This window comes from Comamonas sp. B21-038 (assembly GCF_022387135.1).
GTDB classification, from domain to species: domain Bacteria; phylum Pseudomonadota; class Gammaproteobacteria; order Burkholderiales; family Burkholderiaceae_C; genus Comamonas; species Comamonas sediminis.
Genome location: NZ_CP092462.1, coordinates 3,484,823 through 3,505,578, shown reverse-complemented (window position 1 = coordinate 3,505,578; position 20,756 = coordinate 3,484,823). Strand labels below are relative to the sequence as shown.

At 64.1% G+C, this 20,756-nt stretch carries 15 protein-coding genes; 13 read left to right on the top strand and 2 right to left on the bottom strand.

The features are described from left to right. The first annotated feature begins 389 nt into the window (after positions 1 to 389). The 8 genes from MJ205_RS16120 (at position 390) to MJ205_RS16085 (ending at position 11,191) form a co-directional block, all read left to right on the top strand. A complete protein-coding gene (locus MJ205_RS16120; RefSeq protein ID WP_239809384.1) occupies positions 390 to 1,970 on the top strand; it encodes an ABC transporter substrate-binding protein in 1,581 nt (526 codons plus the stop codon). Between the two features lie 246 nt (positions 1,971 to 2,216). After that, the gene (locus tag MJ205_RS16115) at positions 2,217 to 3,197 is read left to right on the top strand and encodes an ABC transporter permease (RefSeq protein ID WP_133857713.1); all 981 of its coding nucleotides are present in this window, start codon (positions 2,217 to 2,219) and stop codon (positions 3,195 to 3,197) included. A gap of 1 nt (position 3,198) precedes the next feature. Continuing rightward, positions 3,199 to 4,416, top strand: coding sequence for a M20 aminoacylase family protein (locus MJ205_RS16110; protein WP_239809383.1), 1,218 nt, complete (start codon positions 3,199 to 3,201; stop codon positions 4,414 to 4,416). 51 nt (positions 4,417 to 4,467) lie between these two features. Continuing rightward, positions 4,468 to 6,042 carry an ABC transporter substrate-binding protein gene (locus MJ205_RS16105; protein ID WP_239809382.1) on the top strand — a complete coding sequence of 525 codons (1,575 nt, stop codon included), beginning with the start codon at positions 4,468 to 4,470 and terminating at the stop codon, positions 6,040 to 6,042. Between the two features lie 52 nt (positions 6,043 to 6,094). After that, complete coding sequence (locus MJ205_RS16100; RefSeq protein ID WP_239809381.1) at positions 6,095 to 7,006, top strand: ABC transporter permease; 912 nt, start codon at positions 6,095 to 6,097, stop codon at positions 7,004 to 7,006. Positions 7,007 to 7,041: 35 nt separating this feature from the next. After that, positions 7,042 to 8,040, top strand: coding sequence for an ABC transporter ATP-binding protein (locus tag MJ205_RS16095; protein ID WP_239809380.1), 999 nt, complete (start codon positions 7,042 to 7,044; stop codon positions 8,038 to 8,040). Continuing rightward, entirely contained in the window at positions 8,037 to 9,116 is a 1,080-nt protein-coding gene (locus tag MJ205_RS16090; protein ID WP_305852690.1) for an ABC transporter ATP-binding protein, read from the top strand. The genes MJ205_RS16095 and MJ205_RS16090 overlap by 4 nt, the downstream gene beginning before the upstream one ends. A gap of 191 nt (positions 9,117 to 9,307) precedes the next feature. Beyond that, the gene (locus MJ205_RS16085) at positions 9,308 to 11,191 is read left to right on the top strand and encodes a bifunctional metallophosphatase/5'-nucleotidase (RefSeq protein WP_239812769.1); all 1,884 of its coding nucleotides are present in this window, start codon (positions 9,308 to 9,310) and stop codon (positions 11,189 to 11,191) included. A gap of 95 nt (positions 11,192 to 11,286) precedes the next feature. On the opposite strand, the gene MJ205_RS16080 is transcribed toward MJ205_RS16085, so the two are convergent. Both MJ205_RS16080 and zwf read right to left on the bottom strand, forming a co-directional pair. Continuing rightward, on the bottom strand, positions 11,287 to 12,132 hold the full coding sequence (locus MJ205_RS16080) for a MurR/RpiR family transcriptional regulator (RefSeq protein ID WP_133857719.1): 846 nt from the start codon (positions 12,130 to 12,132) through the stop codon (positions 11,287 to 11,289). A 43-nt stretch (positions 12,133 to 12,175) separates the two neighbouring features. Then, positions 12,176 to 13,645 (bottom strand): glucose-6-phosphate dehydrogenase, encoded by a 1,470-nt coding sequence (zwf, locus tag MJ205_RS16075; RefSeq protein ID WP_239809379.1) that lies wholly within the window; start codon positions 13,643 to 13,645, stop codon positions 12,176 to 12,178. Between the two features lie 186 nt (positions 13,646 to 13,831). On the opposite strand from zwf, the gene tal reads away from it, so the two are divergent. The 5 genes from tal (at position 13,832) to MJ205_RS16050 (ending at position 20,706) form a co-directional block, all read left to right on the top strand. Beyond that, positions 13,832 to 14,779, top strand: a complete 948-nt coding sequence (gene tal, locus MJ205_RS16070; protein WP_239809378.1) for a transaldolase — start codon at positions 13,832 to 13,834, stop codon at positions 14,777 to 14,779. 55 nt (positions 14,780 to 14,834) lie between these two features. Beyond that, on the top strand, positions 14,835 to 16,442 hold the full coding sequence (gene pgi / locus MJ205_RS16065) for a glucose-6-phosphate isomerase (RefSeq protein WP_239809377.1): 1,608 nt from the start codon (positions 14,835 to 14,837) through the stop codon (positions 16,440 to 16,442). 267 nt (positions 16,443 to 16,709) lie between these two features. Beyond that, complete coding sequence (locus MJ205_RS16060; RefSeq protein ID WP_373450409.1) at positions 16,710 to 17,600, top strand: transporter substrate-binding domain-containing protein; 891 nt, start codon at positions 16,710 to 16,712, stop codon at positions 17,598 to 17,600. 289 nt (positions 17,601 to 17,889) lie between these two features. Then, positions 17,890 to 19,263: a 2-oxoadipate dioxygenase/decarboxylase HglS gene (hglS, locus tag MJ205_RS16055; protein ID WP_239809376.1), complete on the top strand. Its 1,374-nt coding sequence runs from the start codon at positions 17,890 to 17,892 to the stop codon at positions 19,261 to 19,263. 3 nt (positions 19,264 to 19,266) lie between these two features. Further along, a complete protein-coding gene (locus MJ205_RS16050) occupies positions 19,267 to 20,706 on the top strand; it encodes an FAD-binding oxidoreductase (RefSeq protein WP_239809375.1) in 1,440 nt (479 codons plus the stop codon). Positions 20,707 to 20,756 lie beyond the last annotated feature (50 nt).

The window sequence follows — 20,756 nt, the reverse complement described above, 5'->3', positions numbered from 1 at the left end:
GCCCCGCAGCGCGCTGGGGCTGGGCGCAAGGCGTCGTATTGGCGCTTGATCCTGGGCTTTGTTCCTTTCTGCCAACGTTGAGAAGGTACTGCCAGGTACCTTGTTGCAGCCTTCCTACAGGCCGCACGCTGTATCGCTGTTGATAGCCCCCAAGATGCCGCTGTACCGCGTTCCACCAGCAGCCTGCGTTGGCGTCGCTCATCGCCCTGCTGTGCAGGCATTTTCAGTTTTGCCAGAAGAAGCCGTGTTTTGCCCGACAAAACACCTGCTTTTGCCGGTCACCTAGCAGAAATAAGCCGGACTCGGGAATATCCCCTGCTTGGGGGAAGCACCATGCGGAAGATCGGTTCCTTGCGGCATAGTGGGGCACTACTATTCTGCGAGGACTTATGAAACAGCCTTCTCTTGCTCTGGTTGCGATAGCGGTAGCCACCGTTTTGTCAGCTGGCGTGGCCCAGGCCAAGCCCTTCAAATGGGCCAGCCAGGCCGACGTCGCCAGCTGGGATATCCATGCGCAAAACAATGGCCTGCACAACGCCATTCACCCTTACGTCTACGAGACCCTGGTCACCTATAACAGCAAGACCTTCCAGGTCGAGCCGCTGCTGGCTACCTCGTGGAAAGAAGTCACCCCCAAGCAGATGCGCTTTGCATTGCGCCAGGGCGTGAAGTTCCAGGACGGATCGAGCTTCACCGCCGATGATGCGGTGTTCTCGATCACGCGTGCGATGGCCAAGACCTCGAACTATGGCCCCTTTGTGCAGGGCATCGAGAAGGTCGTCAAGGTCGATGACGCGACCATCGACATCTTCATGGTGGACCCCAACCCGGTGCTGCTGCGCCAGATGACCGAGCTGCGCATGATGAGCAAGGCCTGGTCCGAGAAGAACAAGTCCACTGAACCGATGGACATCAAGAAGTCCGACGAGAATTTTGCCCACCGCAATGCGATGGGCACGGGGCCTTTCATCCTCGAATCCTGGCAGCCCGATGTACGCATGGTGCTCAAGAAGAACCCCAACTGGTGGGGACAGATGCCGGGCAATGTGACCTCGATCACCTATACCCCGATCAAGTCGGCGCCCACCCGCATGGCGGCCCTGCTGTCGGGTGAAGTGGACATGGTGCTCGATCCCACACCCCAGGACCTGAACCGCCTGCGCGCCAGCCCGGATCTGAAGATCCTCGAAGGCCTGGAGAACCGTACGATTTTCTTCGGCATGGACCAGTTCCGCGACGAGCTGCCCGGGTCGAACGTCAAAGGCAAGAACCCGCTCAAGGACCAGAAGGTGCGCCAGGCGCTGTACCAGTCCATCGATATCCAGGCGATCACCAAGACCATCCTGCGTGGCCTGGGCAAACCCACCGGCACCCTGGTGGCACCTCAGGTCAACGGCTGGACCGAGGCAGTCGGTCAGCGTCTGCCCTATGACCAGGAGGCCGCCAAGAAGCTGCTGGTTCAAGCGGGTTACCCCGATGGTTTTGAGGTGGACTTTGCCTGCCCCAACAACCGCTATATCAGCGACGAGGCGATCTGCCAGGCGGTCACCGCGATGTGGGCCAAGGTGGGGGTCAAGGCCAAGCTGCGCACCTTGCCGATGGTCACCTACTTCCCGATGATCCAGCGCAACGAAGCGAGCATCTACATGCTGGGCTGGGGCGTGCCTACCTTCGATTCGCTCTACAGCCTGCAGTCGCTGGTGCGCACCGTCGGCAAGGGCGGCGACGGAAACTACAATGTCGGCCGCTACAGCAATGAGCGCATGGACTACCTGGTCGATCGCGTCAAAACGGAAACCGACCAGCCCGTGCGCACCCGCATGCTGACCGAGGGCTTGCAGCTGTCCAACGACATGGTCTCCCACCTGCCGCTGTATGACCAGGTGATCCCCTGGGCGATGAAGAAGAACATCGACCTGGTGCACCGTGCTGACAACCGGGTCGACATCAAGCTGGTGACGGTCCGCTGACCAGCGGCGAGCCGTTTGCAGGCCTGCCGCCAGATAGGGTGGCAGGCTGTTCCATAAAAAGCGAAAGAAGAATAGGCAGACAACACGGGTGCTGGGGATCCTCTGCAGAGCCCTCGCCAAAACGGGATGGACACGGATCGGGACGAGACGCCAGCGGCTCGCCCGGGCTTGCGTTCAGACCATGGCGGAGCGTTTTGCAAAGGGTCCTGGGCACCTTCCCTCTGTTTGTCACGATGAGAGTCAGCCATGTTTGCATTCATATTGCGCCGATTGATACAGGCGGTGATCGTGATGATCGCCGTGGCGTTCATCTCCTTCATGTTGTTCCAGTATGTCGGTGACCCGGTCACCTTCCTGCTGGGCCAGGATGCCACCCCCCAGCAAATTGCCGAGTTGCGCAGCGCACTGGGGCTGGACAAACCCTTTTTCGTGCAGTTCTGGCACTTTCTGGTGAATGCCGCCCAGGGCGAGTTCGGCATCAGCCTGCGCCAGGGTGCCAAGGTCTCCTCACTGATTGCCGAGCGCTTCCCGGCGACCTTTGAACTAGCCATGGTCGCCGCGTTGCTGGCCCTGGTCATCGGCGTGCCGATGGGCGTGTATGCGGCGCTGCGCCGTGGCAGCTTCATGAGCCAGGTGTTCATGACCTTGTCACTGCTGGGCGTGTCCTTGCCCACTTTCCTGATCGGCATCTTGCTGATCCTGATCTTCTCTGTGCACCTGGGCTGGTTCCCGAGCTTTGGCCGTGGCACGACGATGCAGCTGGGCTTTTGGAGCACCGGCCTGCTGAGCGCCAAGGGCTGGCACCACATCATCCTGCCGGCCATCACGTTGGCGGTGTTCCAGCTCACGTTGATCATGCGCCTGGTGCGTGCCGAGATGCTGGAGGTGCTGCGCACCGACTACATCAAGTTTGCCAAGGCCCGGGGTCTGAGCAACCGCACCATCTACTTTGGCCACGCACTGAAAAACACGCTGGTGCCGGTGATGACCATCACCGGTCTGCAGCTGGGCGGCCTGATTGCCTTCGCGATCATCACCGAGACCGTGTTCCAGTGGCCCGGCATGGGACTGCTGTTCATCCAGGCGGTCACCTTTGCCGATATCCCCGTCATGGCCGCCTACCTGTGCCTGATTGCGCTGATTTTTGTCGTGATCAACCTGGTGGTCGATCTGTTGTATTTCGCTGTCGACCCGCGCCTGCGCGTCGAGAAATCGGGAGGGCACTGAGATGCCACGTCTGCCTTACAGCGCGAGCTCGCGCGCCTTTTCTCACCTGGCCCAGATCCATCCGGAGCTGACGGCCTTCCGCCGTGACCTGCATGCCAACCCGGAGCTGGGTTTCGAAGAAAAATACACCGCCGCCCGCGTGAGCGAGGCCTTGCGCCTCTGCGGCGTGGACGAGATCCACCAGGGCATCGGCAAGACCGGCGTGGTCGGTGTGATCCGTGGCCACAAGCACGGCAGCGGCCGCATGATCGGCCTGCGGGCCGACATGGATGCGCTGCCGATCACCGAGCAGGGCAACTGCAGCTGGCGTTCGGGCAAGCAGGGGCTGATGCATGCCTGCGGCCATGACGGCCACACGGCGATGCTGGTGGGCGCGGCCCGCTATCTGGCCGAGACCCGCAACTTCGACGGCACCGCCGTGCTGATCTTCCAACCGGGTGAGGAAGGTTATGCCGGGGCGCGCGAAATGATCCAGGATGGCCTGTTCGAGCGCTTTCCGGTCGATTCGGTCTATGCGATGCACAACTGGCCGGCGATGCGCCAGGGCATGATCGGCATCAACCCGGGCGCGATGATGGCGGCGGCCGACCGCATCCAGATCAATATCACCGGCAAGGGCGGGCATGGCGCGCACCCCTACCAGACCAACGATGTGGTGCTGGCGTCGGCCCACCTGATCACCGCGATCCAGTCCATCGTCTCGCGCAATGTGCGCGCGATCGATTCCGCCGTCATCAGCATCTGTGCAGTGCAATCCGGTGACCTGGCTGCGTTCAGCGTGACGCCGGGCTCCTCGACCCTGGTGGGCACGGTGCGCACTTTCAACCCTGATGTGCAGAACATGGTCGAGCGCCGGCTGGGCGAGCTGTGCCAGGCGCTGGGCCTGGCCTTTGGCGTGAACGCGCAGCTGCAGTACGAGCGCTCGTACCCCGCCACCATCAATACGCCTGAAGAGGCCCTCTTTGCCGGTGATGTCGCCTCCGAGCTGGTCGGCGAAGCGCTGGTGGTGCGCGACATGGATCCGAGCATGGGCGCCGAGGACTTCTCCTTCATGCTGCAGCAAAAGCCGGGGGCCTATCTGCGCCTGGGACAGGCCGTCGGTGACGACATCATCCCACTGCACAACAACCGCTATGACTTCAATGACGATGTGCTGCCACTGGGGGCAGCGCTGCATGCCGGCATCGTCGAGCGTGGCATGCCACTTGCATTGGGCTGAGGCCTCGGCACCCGGCTCCTCCAGAGCCGGATTTCACAAAAAGGGGAAAACATGAAGCACACGATGAGCAAGACCTTGTTGGTATCGATGTTGGCTGCCGCCTATGTTTCCGCCGGCGCGCAGACCGTGCGCATCGGTTCCCAGGGCGATGCGCTGTCCATGGACCCGCATTCCTTCAACGAGACGGTACAGCTGAGCGTGACCGGCAATGTCTACGAGCCGCTGGCCGGCCGCAACAAGGATCTGAGCTTGCGCCCGGTGCTGGCCACCCAATGGGAGCAGACCTCGCCCACGGTCTGGCGCTTTACCTTGCGCAAGGGGGTGCAGTTTCATGATGGCACGCCGTTCACGGCCGATGATGTGGTGTTCTCGATGATGCGCACGCAGCTCGAGGGCTCGGACATGAAGTCCTACACCAACCCGATCAAGGAGACCCGCAAGGTCGACGACTACACGGTCGATATCGAGACCAAGGATCCGGCCCCGATCCTGCCGAGCATGATCTCGCAGGTCTACATCATGAGCAAGGCTTGGTCCGAGGCCAACAATGCCGTCAACCCGGTGGACCGCCGCAAGGGCATCGAGAACACGGCATCGTTCAAGGCCAATGGCACCGGGCCGTACCGCGTGCGCGAGCGCCAACCCAATGTGCGCACCGTCTTCAACCGCAGCGCCAACTACTGGGACAAGATCGACGGCAATGTGCAGGAGGTGGTCTACACGCCGGTGGCCAACGATGCCACCCGCGTGGCCGCGCTGCTGTCGGGCCAGGTCGATGTGATCGACCCGGTGCCGGTGCAGGATCTGGACCGCGTGGCCAACACGGGCAGCACCCGCGTGGTGTCCGGGCCGGAGCTGCGCGCCATCTTCATGGGCATGGACCAGAAGCGCGATGAGCTGCTGAACGCCAGCGTCAAGGGCAAGAACCCGTTCAAGGACAAGCGCGTGCGCCAGGCCTTCTACCAGGCCATCGATATCGAAGGCCTGCACAAGCAGGTGATGCGCGGGGCATCGGGCAATCTGGCCACCTTGATCGGCAAGGGCGTCAATGGCTACGCCGAAGACATCAAGCGCCTGCCCTACGATCCTGCCGCCGCCAAGAAGCTGCTGACCGAGGCGGGCTACCCGGATGGCTTTTCGCTGACCTTTAACTGCTCGAACGACCGCTACATCAACGACAGCCGCATCTGCCAGGCCGTGTCTGCCAACCTGGCCAAGATCGGCATCAAGGTGCAGCTCAATGCCGAGACCAAGGGCACCTATTTCCCGCGCATCATGCGCCATGAAACCGCCTTCTACATCCTCGGCTGGACGCCATCGACCTACGACGCACACAACCCGCTGCTGGCCCTGATGAACTGCAATGACGGCAAGGGTGCGGGCGCGTTCAACTACGGCAACTACTGCAACCCCAAGGTCGATGCGCTGACCCGCCAGGTGCAGTCCGAGACCGATACGGCCAAGCGCAACCAGGCGATCCATGAAGCGCTGCAGACCGTAGCCGACGACGTGGGCTACCTGCCGCTGCACCAGCAGTTCATGAACTGGGGTGTCAGCAAGAACGTGGAGCTGGTGCAGATGGCCGATGGCTTCATGCCCTTCAAGTGGATGACGGTGAAGAAGTAAATGCCCGGGCCGCTGCGCTGCAGCGGCCAGCGATTAGAGAGAGAAGATGACGATGAAAAACCGAATCAGGCGCTGGATGGACAGCGATGTGGGCTACAGCTTTCGCAACTCGCCCACAGCCATTGTGGCGGCGCTCATTGCGGCGGTATGCGTGTTCTGCGCGCTGTTTGCCGGCTGGGTGGCGCCCCACAACCCCTTTGACCTGACCACCCTGGAGCTGAGCGATGCGCGCATTCCGCCGGTCTGGAGCGAAGAAGGTGGCTGGAAGTACATTCTGGGCACCGACGACCAGGGCCGCGACATCCTGTCGGCGCTGATGTATGGCGCGCGCATTTCGCTGATCGTCGGCCTGGCCTCGGTGGCCTTGTCCGTGGTGGTAGGCGTGGGCCTGGGCCTGCTTGCCGGCTTCAAGGGCGGCTGGATCGATTCGGTGCTGATGCGCCTGTGCGATGTGATGCTGTCCTTCCCGGCCATTCTGGTGGCCTTGCTGATCGCTGGTGTCGGCCGCGCGGTGTTTCCCAATGCCAACGAATCGCTGGCCTTTGGCGTGCTGATCCTCTCGATCTCGCTGACCGGCTGGGTGCAGTATGCGCGCACGGTGCGCGGCTCCACGATGGTGGAGCGCAACAAGGAATATGTGCAGGCCGCCCGCGTTACCGGCGTGGCGCCGCTGCGCATCATGGTCAAGCATGTGCTGCCCAATGTGCTGGGCCCCGTCATGGTGCTGGCCACCATCCAGGTGGCCACGGCCATCATCACCGAGGCGACCCTGTCCTTCCTGGGCGTGGGCGCACCGCCCACCTCGCCATCGCTGGGCACCCTGATCCGCGTGGGCAATGATTACCTGTTCTCCGGTGAGTGGTGGATCACGATCTTCCCGGGCCTGATGCTGGTGCTGATCGCGCTGTCGGTCAACCTGCTGGGCGACTGGCTGCGCGATGCGCTCAACCCGCGCCTGCGTTGATGGTGCGGACACAAGACGAACAAGGAACAACCACGATGTCATTGTTGGAAGTTAAAAATCTGGTGGTCGAGTTTCCCAATCGCCATGGTGTGCTGCGGGCGCTGGACAACATCTCCTTTTCCATCGCCCCCGGCGAGATCCTGGGCGTGGTCGGCGAATCGGGCGCGGGCAAGTCGCTGACCGGCGCGTCCATCATCGGCCTGCTGGAGCCGCCAGGCCATGTGGCCTCGGGCGAGATCGTGCTCGAAGGCGAGCGCATCGACAACCTGTCTGCCGACAAGATGCGCCACATCCGGGGGCGCCGCATCGGCGCGATCTTCCAGGATCCGCTCACGTCGCTGAACCCGCTCTACACCGTGGGCCGCCAGCTGATCGAGACCATCCAGACCCACCTCCAGCTTTCGGCGGCGGAGGCGCGCCAGCGCGCGATCCAGCTGCTCAAGGACACCGGCATTCCGGCAGCCGAAGAGCGGATTGACCACTTTCCGCACCAGTTCTCCGGCGGCATGCGCCAGCGCGTGGTGATTGCGCTGGCGCTGGCGGCCGAGCCCAAGCTGATCGTCGCCGATGAGCCCACGACGGCGCTGGACGTATCGATCCAGGCGCAGATCATCAGCCTGCTCAAAAACATCTGCCGCACCCGCGGTGCTGCGGTGATGCTGATCACCCATGACATGGGCGTGATCGCAGAGACCTGTGACCGGGTCGCGGTGATGTATGCCGGCCGTGTTGCAGAAATCGGCCCGGTGCATGAGGTGATCAACCACCCGGCGCACCCCTATACCCGGGGCCTGATGGCGTCCATCCCCGATATGGACGCCGACCGCGAACGCCTCAACCAGATCGACGGCGCCATGCCCCGGCTCAATGCCATTCCCAAGGGCTGCGCATTCAACCCGCGCTGCCCCCAGGTGTTTGACCGCTGCATGGAGCAGCGCCCCGAGCTGATGGCCGCTGGCGCCACCCAGGCCGCCTGCTGGCTGCATGCAGCCGATAACCAGCCCCAAGTGGCTGCCACCGAGGACACGGTATGAGCGAGATGGCAACCATGACGAACAACGATGCAGCGCCGCTGCAGAGTGCACAAGGCCACGCAGGCGCAGGCGACAAGCAGCCGCTGGTGCAGGCCCGTGACCTGGCCAAGACCTTTGATGTGTCCGCACCGTGGCTCAACCGGGTGCTGGAGCGCAAGCCGCGCAGCCTGCTGCGCGCCGTCGATGGCGTGAGCTTTGACATTGAAAAGGGCAAGACCCTGGCCCTGGTGGGCGAGTCCGGCTGCGGCAAGAGCACGGTGGCGCGCCTGCTGGTGGGTTTGTACGGCCCCACGCGTGGCACCTTCACCTTTGATGGCCAGGATGCGCATGCCGCCTTCCGCGACCCGAACGCGCGCGCGATGCGCCGCCGCGTGCAGATGATCTTCCAGGACCCCTATGCCAGCCTGAACCCGCGCTGGTCGGTCGAGCAGATCATCGGCGAGCCGCTCAAGGAGCATGGCCTGATCACCAATACAGAGCAACTCAAGGCCCGTGTGGCCGAGCTGCTGGTGCAGGTGGGCCTGGCGCCGATGGACATGCTCAAGTACCCGCACCAGTTCTCGGGCGGGCAGCGCCAGCGCATCTCCATCGCCCGCGCACTGGCGACCGAGCCGGAGTTTCTGGTCTGCGATGAGCCCACCTCGGCGCTCGACGTCTCGGTGCAGGCCCAGGTGCTCAACATCATGAAGGACCTGCAGAAAAAGCGCGGTCTGACCTATCTGTTCATCTCGCACAACCTGGCCGTGGTGCGCCATGTCAGCGACCAGGTGGGTGTCATGTATTTGGGTAGGCTTGTAGAGCTGGCCGATAAGCAAACCCTGTTTGCCAAGCCGCGCCACCCCTATACGCGCATGCTGCTTGATGCCATCCCGAAGATGCACGACACCGGCAAGGCGCGCACCCCCGTGCAGGGCGAGGTGCCCAATCCGCTGAACCCACCCACCGGTTGCGCCTTCAACCCGCGCTGCCCGCTGGCCAATGAGCGCTGCCGCAGCGAGCGCCCGCAGCTGATCGATGATGCCGGCGTGAAAGTGGCCTGCCATGCGGTCGAGGAAGGGCGCATTCCGGTGCTGTAAAACACCGGTCTTTTGCAAAACCGGCGTCTCAGGCGCCGGTCTTGCTGTGGGGCGCACCCGCTGGCTAAGCCCCTTTGCTATTACAGAAAGTCACACCTACGTCATCTGGCGGACAAACCATAGAGCCCTTTGTTAATACGGAGAGCGCAGAAATGGTTGCATTGTCAGTGCGAGAGGGTACGCGTCAGGTGATGGTATGGGCGGTGTGCGGTGTGACAGCCGCCGTGCTGGTGGCTTGCGGGGGCGGCTCCAGCGACAACGACAGCGACAGCGACAAAGACGATGTGCTGACGATCCTGCACATCAACGACCACCACTCCACGTTGGCCAGCAAGACAGCCACCCTGCAATTGCCGGTGGATGGCAAGACCACGGCCGTGACCGTGGACGCCGCAGGTTTCCCGCGCGTGACGGCCGCCATCGACGCGATCGCTGCCCAGTCGACCCATGTGCTGAAACTGCACGCCGGCGATGCGGTGACCGGTACCCTGTACTTCAACCGCGCAGGTGCCGATGGCGAGGCCGACATGGCCATGCTCAACACCGTGTGCTTTGATGCCTACACCCTGGGCAACCACGAATTCGACAAGGGCGATTCGGGCCTCAAGGGCATCCTGGACCGCCTCAAGACGGGCCGATGCGCCACGCCGGTGCTGAGTGCGAACGTGCAGTTTGGCGCCAACTCGGCGCTGAACCCCAGCCGCGCACCGAACGCGGTCTCGCCCTCCACCGTGGTGGAGCGGGGCGGCCAGAAGATCGGTATCGTCGGCCTGACCATTGCGCAAAAGACCAAGGCCTCGTCCAGCCCGGACAAGGACACCTTGTTCGAAGACGAAGCCGTGGCGGCCCAGCGCGAAATCGACAGGCTGCAGGCCCAGGGCGTCAAGCGCATCGTGCTGCTGAGCCACATCGGCTACGACAACGACCGCAGCATCGCCAAAAAGCTGCGTGGTGTGGACGTGATCGTCGGCGGTGACTCGCACACCTTGCTGGGCCCGGACGCGATGAAGACCATCGGCGTGGGCACGCCAGGTGGCGCCTACCCCACCAACACCACCGACCTCGACGGCAAGCCCGTCTGTATCGTGCAGGCCTGGGAGTACTCGCAGGTCGTGGGCGAGCTGAAGGTGAAGTTCGACAAGGACGGCGTGGTCCGCCAGTGCGAAGGCACGCCCCATGTGCTGATCGGCGATGACTTCAAGATCGCCGGCACTGCCGCGACCCAAGCCCAGCGCGCGTCCATCATCAGCAGCGTGAATGCCGCCGGCTTCCTGCGCATCACGGCGCCTTCTGCGCAGGCCGCCGCCGTGCTTAAGCCTTTCAGCGACAAGGTCGCCAGCTTCAACGTGACCAAGGTCGCCTATGCCCCACAAGAGCTGTGCTCGCGCCGGGTGCCCGGTGGCGAAGGCAGCTCCGACTACAGCCGCTCCAGCGCGGCCTGCAATGCCGAAGGCAGTGTCAGCCTGCGCGGCGGTGACATTCAGCAGCTGGTGGCCCAGTCCTATCTGGAAGTGGCCAATGCACACTACGGCGGTGCCGACATCTCGCTGCAAAGCGGCGGTGGCGTGCGCATTCCGCTCAATGGTGAAGTGACCGCTGCCAATGCGATCCAGGTGCTGCCGTTTGGCAACATGCTGTTCCGCCTGGATGTCACCGGCACCGAAGTCAAGGGCATGCTTGAAGATGGCCTGGAAGCCGTGTACGGCGTTGGCGGCTCGACCGGTCCTTACCCTTATACCGGTGGCATGCGCTTTGACGTGAATGCCAAGGCCACCTTGGGCAGCCGTGTTTCAGGCATCGAAGTGCGCGACACCACGACTGGCCAATGGGCTGCGCTGGACCCGGGCAAGAGCTACCGCCTGTTCGTGCTGAGCTTCAACGCCAACGGCGGTGACGGCTACAAGACCCTGGCCTCGGTGCCTGCAGCGCGCCGCCTCGATATCGGCGTGCTCGATGCCGATGTGTTCTTCAACTACATTGAATCGCAGCCCAAGGATGCCAGCACCGGTCTGCCCGCGCTCAAGCGCCTGTCCACCGACCTGTACAGCACCAAGCGCTTTGCCGATGTGCGCTGAATGCTGACGCGGCTGCACACGCCGCTGCACACGCCGCATGACAACGGGGCAGCCTTGGCTGCCCCGTTTTTCGTTGCGTCCAGCCGAAAACGCTGTCAGGTATAGCGCTTGGCGTGCAGGTTGTCCTTCATCTGCTGCAGCACCGGCTGCAGTGGCTCGCCAATGCGCAGTGCCACGCTGGTGGCCAGCACATCCAGAATCAGCAGGTGCAGAAGGCGCGAGACCATGGGGCTGTAGCGGTCGTAGCCCTCGGGGTGGTCGGCGGCCAGATGGATATTGGCCGCACGGGCCAGTGGCGAGCCGCTGGCGGTGATGGCAATCGTCGTGGCGCCATTGCGCTTGGCAATGTCGGTGGCATCCATCAGGTCGCGCGTGCGGCCGGAGTTGGAGATGACGATGGCGCAGTCGCCCGCGCCCAGCATGGTGGCACTCATCACCTGCATATGGCCGTCGCTGGTCGCCAGGCTGGTGACACCCAGGCGGAAGAACTTGTGCTGCCCATCCTGCGCGACGATACCGGAGTTGCCCACGCCATAGAACTCGATGCGCTTGCCTGCCTGCCAGGTCGCCACGATGGCGCTGGATGCGGCCTCCAGCGCCGTGGTGCTGGCGGCATTGCGGTAAGCCAGGAAGGCGGCGACCGAATTGTCCACCACCTTGACCAGCACATCGCTGGTCTTGTCATCGGCATCGACACTGCGGTGGATGAAGGGCACCCCCTCGCTGACGCTGCCGGCCAGCTTGAGCTTGAAATCGGCCAGGCCGTCATAGCCCATGCTGCGGCAAAAGCGCACCACGGTGGGTTTGCTGACATGGGCCAGTTCGGCCAGCTCGCGCACGGGGCGCGAGGCAAAGGCACGCGGATCGGCCAGCACCAGGCGCGCCACGCGCTGCTCGGCCGGTGCCAGCGAGGGAAGGGAGGCGGTGATGCGGTCTAGCATGGCGTTACCTTGAAGCGGGTGAAGCGGTAGTGGGCGGTGGCGGTCAAAACTCTTCCATCCAGCTGTGGCCGTCGCGTGCCACCAGCGCGCTGGCGGCGCCCGGGCCCCAATGGCCGGCCACATAGGGGCGGGGGCCTTCGCCGCGGGCATTGGCCTGTTGCCAGGCCTCCAGAATCGGCTCCACCCATTGCCAGGCGGCCTCTTGCTCGTCGGCGCGCACAAACAGGTTCAGGCGCCCGGCGATCACATCGAGCAGCAGGCGTTCGTAGGCGCCCACGCGCTCGGTGCCAAAGCGCTGGTCAAAGTCCAGGTCCAGCGCGGCGGGCGACAGGGTCTGCACACCACCGGTATCGGCCTGGCTCTGCGCAGCGGCCATCAGCTGCAGGGTCAGCCCATCCTTGGGCTGCAGGTGGATGGTCAGGCGGTTGGCCGCACCCAGCGGCGTGCGGTAGATGGCATGCGGCACCTGGCGGAAATGCACGACGATCGAGGCCTCGCGCCCCGCCAGGCGTTTGCCGGTGCGGATGAAAAACGGCACGCCGGCCCAGCGCCAGTTGCTGATCTCGGTGCGCAGCGCCACAAAGGTTTCGGTCTGGCTATTGGGCGAGACGCCGTCTTCCTGGCGGTAGCCCGGCACCGGCTTGCCGGCAATCTGGCCGGCCGCGTACTGGCCGCGCACCACGTCGCGGCTCACCGTCTCCGGCGTCCAGCGCTTGAGCGATTGCAGCACCTTGAGCTTTTCATTGCGAATGGCATCGGCATCGGCGCTGATGGGAGGCTCCATGCCGATCGCGCACAGCAGTTGCAGCGCATGGTTTTGCACCATGTCGCGCAGCGCGCCGGTGCTTTCGTAGAACTCGCCACGCTTTTCCACGCCCAGCTGCTCGGCCATCGTGATCTCGATGCTGGCGATGTTCTCGCGCCGCCACAGTGGCTCGAAGATGGCATTGCCAAAGCGCAGCGCCAGCAGGTTCTGTACCGATGGCTTGCCCAGGTAGTGGTCGATGCGGAAGATCTGGGTTTCGGAAAACACCTCGCGCACGGCCGCGTTGATGGCGCGGTTCGAGGGCAGGTCATGGCCCAGCGGCTTTTCCAGCACCACGCGGGTGCGCTCGGTGGCCAGGCCCGCCGCGCCCAGCTGCTCGCAGACCGTGGTGAACAGCGACGGTGCCGTAGCCAGGTACATCACGACGGTGTCGGCATCGCGCGCCTGGAGCAGCTCGCGCAGCGCAGCATAGTCGGCCGGCTGGGACAGGTCCATGCGCAGGTAGTGCAGGTGCTGGGCAAAGCGGGCAAATTCTGCATCACTGGGCCGCTTGTCGGCCTCGACCTCGGCCAGCCGCTGGGCGATCAGCGCGCGGTACGCGTCGTCGCTCATCGCGCCACGGCCTACGCCGATGATGCGCCCGTCGGCAGGCAGGCTGCCATGGCGGAAAGATTGAAACAGCGCGGGCAGCAATTTGCGCCAGGCCAGATCGCCGGTGCCGCCAAATAAAACCAGATCAAAACGCATGAAACTTCCTGAACATCAAGGCAGGGATTAATGTAACTCAGTTTCATAGTGATGGGAGAAGCCGTAGAATGCAGACAGCCTCAAACCGCGCAAAAGTTCGGTTAAGCTTGAGCGCCCCCCGTGTTGGCCGCCGTGCGCAGGAGGGGAGACAAGCACGTCAGACCGGATATTGACCAAGAGCAGACCATGAACCAACTCGATGCACTCAAAGCGCTGACCACGGTGGTGGCAGACACCGGTGACTTTCACCAGCTGGCCCAGTTCCAGCCGCAAGACGCGACGACCAACCCGTCCCTGATCCTCAAGGCCGTGCAGAAGGCCGATTACGCGCCGTTGCTGGCCGAGACCGTGCAAAAGTTCCGCGGCAAGCCGCTGGACGAGGTGATGGACCGCCTGCTGGTGCGCTTTGGCGCCGAGATCCTGTCCATCATTCCGGGCCGTGTGTCCACCGAGGTCGATGCCCGCCTGTCGTTCGACACCGATGCGACGGTGGCCCGTGCCCAGCGCCTCATCGCGCTGTATGAGGCCGAGGGCATTCACATCGACCGCGTGCTGATCAAGATCGCCTCGACCTGGGAAGGCATCCAGGCCGCCAAGGCGCTGGAGGCGCAGGGCATCCACACCAACCTGACCCTGCTGTTTGCGCAGTGCCAGGCCATTGCCTGCGGCCAGGCCCAGGTGCAGCTGATCTCGCCTTTTGTGGGCCGTATCTACGACTGGTACAAGAAGCAGGCCGGCAGCAACTGGGACGAGGCCGCAATGGCCGGCGCCAACGACCCGGGTGTGAAGTCGGTCAAGGCCATCTTTGACTACTACAAGCATTTCGGCATCCCCACCGAGGTGATGGGCGCGAGCTTCCGCAATACCGGCCAGGTCACTGCGCTGGCCGGCTGCGATCTGCTGACCATCTCGCCCGAGCTGCTGGCCCAGCTGGCCGCGGCCGATGCACCATTGCAGCCCGCGCTGAATGCCGAAGCCGCCAAGGCACTGTCGCTGGAGCGCGTGCAGTACGACGAAGCGGGCTTTCGCTTTGCACTGAACGAGGACGCGATGGCCACCGAAAAACTGGCCGAAGGCATCCGCGCCTTTGTGGCCGATGCCATCAAGCTCGACAAGTTGTTGCAATCCGCCTGAGCTGGCCGCTGCCAGCGAGGTCTGGCAGCGCTGGTGAGCACTTTACACTGCCCGTATGAACCTAGAATGTGCGACACAGCGCAAGCGCTGCGATGAAACGCCCGCATGGCAAGAACTGCAAAAGTACTACGACGCTGAGGGCCGGGGCCTGGATCTGCGCGCAGCCTTTGCCGGTGACGCAACGCGCCTGGACGCGTTCAGCCAGCAGGCGCCCCATCTGTTTGCCGACCTGTCCAAGAACCTGATCGACCACCCAAGCCAGCAGATCTTGCTGCAGCTGGCTCGCGAATGCGGTCTGGCGCAGGCACGCGATGCGATGTTTGCCGGCGCGCAGGTCAATGGCTCCGAAGGCCGGGCGGCCATGCACTGGCTGCTGCGCCAGCCCGCCGAGGGCCTGGAGGACTGGTTGCCAGATAGCCCCGCTTTCGTGCGCGAGGCCCTGGTGGATGTGCACGACAGCCTGGCCCAGATGCTGGCGCTGGCCGAGCAGGTGCGCGCCAATCCGCAGATCACCGACATCGTCAACATCGGCATTGGCGGCTCCGACCTGGGCCCGGCCATGGTGGTCAATGCGCTGGAGGACTGGCGCATTGCCGGCAAGCGCTTCCACTTTGTGTCGAACGTGGACGGGCATGAGCTGGGCCATGTGCTGGCGCAGACCCGGCCTGAGAGCACCTTGTTCCTGATCGCGTCCAAGTCGTTCACGACGTTGGAGACCATGGTCAACGCCCATTCGGCACGCGATTGGTTCATCGCGCAAGGCGGCAGCGAGGACCGCAGCGCCGCGCTGTCGATCTCCAAGCATTTCTGGGCGCTGACCACCAATACCGAGGCGGCCGCAGCCTTTGGCATCGACACCACCCTGGGCTTCTGGGACTGGGTCGGCGGCCGCTACTCGCTGTGGTCGGTGATCGGCCTGCCGATTGCGATTGCGGTGGGGGCCGAGTCCTTCCGGGCGATGCTGCAAGGCGCGCATGACATGGATGTGCACTTCAAGACCGCGCCGCTGGCGCAGAACCTGCCGGTGCGCCTGGGCCTGCTCGACGTCTGGTACCGCAACTTCCACGGCTTTGCGACGCGCTGTGTCGCGCCCTACAGCCATGGCCTGCGCCGGCTGTCGGCCTACCTGCAGCAGCTGGAGATGGAGAGCAACGGCAAGGGCCGGGACGTGCAGAACCAGCCGCTGCCCTATGCCACGTCGCCGGTGGTCTGGGGCGAGCCGGGTACCAATGGCCAGCATGCCTTTTTCCAGATGATCCACCAGGGCCGCGATGTGATCCCGGTGGAGTTCATCGCCGCACGCGAGGGCGGCAAGAACCTCGCCAGCCACCAGAACAACCTGGTCATCAATGCCATTGCGCAGGCGCAGGCGCTGCTGGTGGGCCGCACCGAAGAGCAGGGCCCCAAGTACTGCCCGGGCAACCGGCCCAGCACGTTCTTGCTGATGGACAAGCTCACCCCCACCTCGCTGGGCGCGCTGATCGCGCTGTATGAGCACCGCGTGTTCGTCAGCGGTTCGCTCTGGGGCATCAACAGCTTCGACCAGTGGGGCGTGGAGCTGGGCAAGCAACTGGCCAAGGACCTGTTTGCGCGCCGCGACCAGGGCGACTGGCAGGGCGTGGACCCATCGACCGTGGCGCTGGTGAGCCGGCTGGCTCCCTGAAGCCGCTCGCCAGGCACTGCCGTCCGCAGATACGGCAGTGCAGCACGGTGTTTCCAAAACAGCAACACATGCTTCGGAATCCGCGCTAGGGATTGGCGCGACTCTCTGGAATACTTGGAGGCTGGATGCGCTGGCGCAAAGCCAGTGCATCCAGTTTGCTCTCAAGCGCGCATGCGCAGCGCACCAAGACCAGCGCAACCACAAAGCTGGTGGAGCAGCTTCGGCCCCACGCCTGGCTGCCAATTCATCATTTCCAAGGAGTACACAATGACATTCAGCATCAAGATGCTTGCTGCAGCGGTGGCTTTTGCCGCAGGCGGCGCGGCGTTTGCGCAAAGCACCTTCGACAAGATCAACAGCAGCGGCAAGGTGGTGGTAGGCGTGCGCGAAAGCTCGGCCCCGATGGCCTACGCCATCGGCTCCAACCAGACCTTCGGCGGCTACCACGTCGAGCTGTGCGAGCGCGTGCTCAAGGACATCGCGCCCAAGGCCAAGATCGAATACATGGCGCTGACGGCCCAGAACACGATGCCACTGGTGCAAAACGGCACCGTGGACATCGGCTGCGGCCCCACCACCAACAACCTCAGCCGCCAAAAGCAGGTGGCCTTTGCGGTGACCACCTATGTGAGCCAGGTGCGCGCCGCGGTACGTGCCGATTCCAACATCACCAGCGTCAAGCAGCTCGATGGCAAGACGGTGGCAGCCTCGGCCGGTACCACCGCCGTGCAGCTGCTGCGCAAGTTTGCCAAGGACAACAGCATCAACCTGCCCACCACCCTGGGCAAGGACCACTTCGAGAGCTTCATGCTGCTGGAATCGGGCCGTGCCGATGCCTTTGTGCTGGATGACAACCTGCTGGCCGGCGTGATTGCCAACTCGGCCAATCCGGCGGGCTACAAGATTGTCGGCGAGGCGCTGGGATCGGAGCCGATTGCGCTGCTGTTCCGCAAGGACGACCCCGCCTTCAAGAAGGCCGTGGACGACAGTCTGACCAAGATGATGAAGTCCGGCGAGCTGGCCAAGGTCTATGACAAGTGGTTCATGCAACCGATCCCGCCCAAGGGCCAGGCACTGAACCTGCCGATGAGCGATACGCTGAAGAAGCTGCTGCAAGAGCCTAACGACAAGCCTCTGGAAGCCTACGCGGACCAGTAAGCGACGCGCTTGCACCCTGCATCCACCCAGCCCCGGCTGGGTTTTTTTATGCCTGCAGGCCGCGTACACCGGCCCTGCAGGGGCGCAGCCAGCATCGCATCGCGCATCGCAGCCACCGCTTCGGCCATGTTGTGCGTATTTGGAATAATGTGCCGCGCTATTGTCGTTTGACCTGGCACAACGCTCTGCCTAGCATGACGCGCAGTGCTGACCTGGTGCGCCCGCTGTCTGTGGTGGCTGGCACCAGGCCCGTTTCCCCGTTTTATTAGCTATTGATCTGGTACCCACGATGACCCAATTTGTGCACCCCGATGAGGTTCGTTCGCGCTTCTCCCGCGCCATGTCCGATATGTACCGCGACGAAGTGCCGCAATACGGCAACCTGATGGCGCTGGTGGCCCAGGTCAATGGCGAAGTGCTGAAGGCCCAGCCCGCGCTGGCGCAGGCGATGGAGCAGGCCGACGAGCTGGACCGCCTGGATGTGGAGCGCCATGGTGCGATCCGCGTGGGCACCAAGGAGGAGCTGTCCACCCTGCGCCGCCTGTTTGCCGTGATGGGCATGGAAGCCGTGGGCTACTACGACCTGTCGGTGGCCGGCGTGCCGGTGCACTCCACCGCGTTCCGCCCTGTGCTGGGCAGCTCGCTCAACCGCAACCCGTTCCGCGTGTTCACGTCGCTGCTGCGCCTGGATCTGCTGGCCGATGCAGCGTTGCGGCAGGAGGCTGCCGCCATCCTCGCCCGCCGCCAGATCTTTACCGAACGCGCGCTGGCGCTGATCGCCCAGTGCGAAGCCGCCGGTGGCCTGACCGATGCAGAGGCTGATGAGTTTGTGCGCGAAGCGCTGGAGACCTTCCGCTGGCATAGCGAGGCGACCGTGGACGCTGCCACCTATGACAAGCTGCACAAGGCACACCGCCTGGTGGCCGATGTGGTCTGCTTCAAGGGCCCGCATATCAACCACCTGACGCCGCGCACCCTCGATATCGATGCTGCCCAGCAGCGCATGCCCGCCCATGGCATGGATGCCAAGGATGTGGTCGAAGGCCCACCCCGCCGCGCCTGCCCGATCCTGCTGCGCCAGACCAGCTTCAAGGCGCTGCAGGAGCGCGTGAACTTCCCCGGCAGCGATGACCAGGGCACGCACACCGCCCGTTTTGGCGAGATCGAGCAGCGCGGCGTGGCGCTGACCCGCAAGGGCCGTGCGTTGTACGACAGCCTGCTGGCCAATGTGCGCAGCATGGGCAATGCCGGCAGCGCCAGCGCTAACTACCAGGACCGCCTGGAGTCGTCGTTCGCGGCCTTCCCCGACAGCCATGACGCCATGCGCCAGCAGGGCCTGGCCTTCTACCGCTATGTGCTGCAGCAGCCCGTAGGCGATGCATCGGCTGATATCGAGACCTTGATTGCCGATGGTGTGGTGCGCGCCGAGCCGATCGTGTACGAGGACTTTCTGCCGGTGAGCGCGGCCGGTATCTTCCAGTCCAACCTGGGTGGTGAAGAGCAAAAGCACTATGAAGCCAACCAGGCGCAGCAGGCGTTCGAGGCCGACCTGGGCGCCCAGGTGCATGACGAGATCGCGCTGTACCAGGCGATGCAGGATGCGTCGTTGCAAGCAGTGCGTGAGGCCCTGGCGCAAGCCGCTGTGGCAGAAAGCGTGGCCTGAGCAATGGCCGCCTCTGATCTGGACAACCGCGAGTTGCTGGGCGCGCTGCACGCCATTGTGGGCGAAGCCGGGGTGCTGCAAGGCGCCGACATGGCCGCCTACGAAGAAGGCGCGCGCTACGGCCAGGGCCGTGCGCGCCTGGTGGTGCGCCCCGCCGATGTGGCACAGGTGCAGGCGGTGGTACGGCTCTGCGCCGAACGCGGCCTTGCGCTGCTGCCCCAAGGCGCCAATACCGGCATGGTGGGCGCCAGCACGCCGGACATGAGCGGCACCCAGCTGGTGCTGAGCCTGTCGCGCCTGCGCAGCCGCTGCGAGGTGGATGTGGCCAACCGCAGCGTGGTGGTGGACGCTGGCGTGACCCTGCAGGAGCTCAACGACCAGCTCGAACCCCATGGCCTGTGGTTCCCGATCGATCTGGGTGCCAACCCCTCGATCGGCGGCATGGTGGCCACCAACACCGGTGGCACGCGCCTGATCCGCTACGGCGATGTGCGCTCCAACCTGATGGCGCTGCAAGTGGTGCTGATGGACCCGCCCGGTGAGGTGGTGGAGCTGGGCCGCGCGCTGCGCAAGAACAATACCGGGGTGGACTGGAAGCAGTTGTTTGTCGGCGGCTCCGGCGCAGGCGCCATCGTGACGCAGGCCACCATCCAGGTGCATGCCCGCCCGGCGCAACGCGCCACGGCGCTGGTGGTGCCGGCCTCGGACGAGGCGGTGATGGAGCTGCTGCAGTCCTTTGAGCGCGACCTGGGTGACTGGCTGGCCGCGTTCGAAGGCATCTCGGGCAATGCGATGCAGGCGGCCATTGACCATGTGCCCAACCTGCGCAACCCCTTTGCACCGGATGATGCGCCTGAGTTCGCCATTCTGGTCGAGCTGGAAGCGAATGCCTCGCCCAAGTACAGCCAGCTGGATCTGCAAGAAGCACTCAACAGCTTCCTGGAAGACCAGTTTGAGTCGACCATCGTCAACGCGGCCTTGGGCAATGCCACCGAGCTGTGGCACCTGCGCCATAGCATCAGCGAAGGCGCGCGTGCGCTGGGCAAGCCCATCGCGTTTGATGTGTCGGTGCCGCGCTCGCGCATCATGGAGTTCTGCCGCAAAGGGCGCGATCTGGTGGCACGCGACTACCCCTTCCTCACGGTGGTGGACTTTGGCCATATCGCCGACGGCGGTGTGCACTTCAACGTCATCTGGCGCAAGGATGCGCCCGAGCAGTACGACCCGGCCGTGGTGCAGCGCCTGCGCGATGCCATCTACGGCATGGTGGTGCAGGACTTTGGCGGCAGCTACAGCGCCGAGCATGGCGTGGGCCCCCACAACCTCACCTACTACCAGCGCTTTACGCCGCCGCTGCTGCAGCAATGGGCCGATGGCTGGCGCGACCGGCTCGATCCCCGGCACCTGTGCGGCACCGTGGATCTGGGCACCGCTAAAAACTGAGACCCTGGCTGTGCCCGCGTTGGCAGGCATGGCCCATAACCACCACCAGA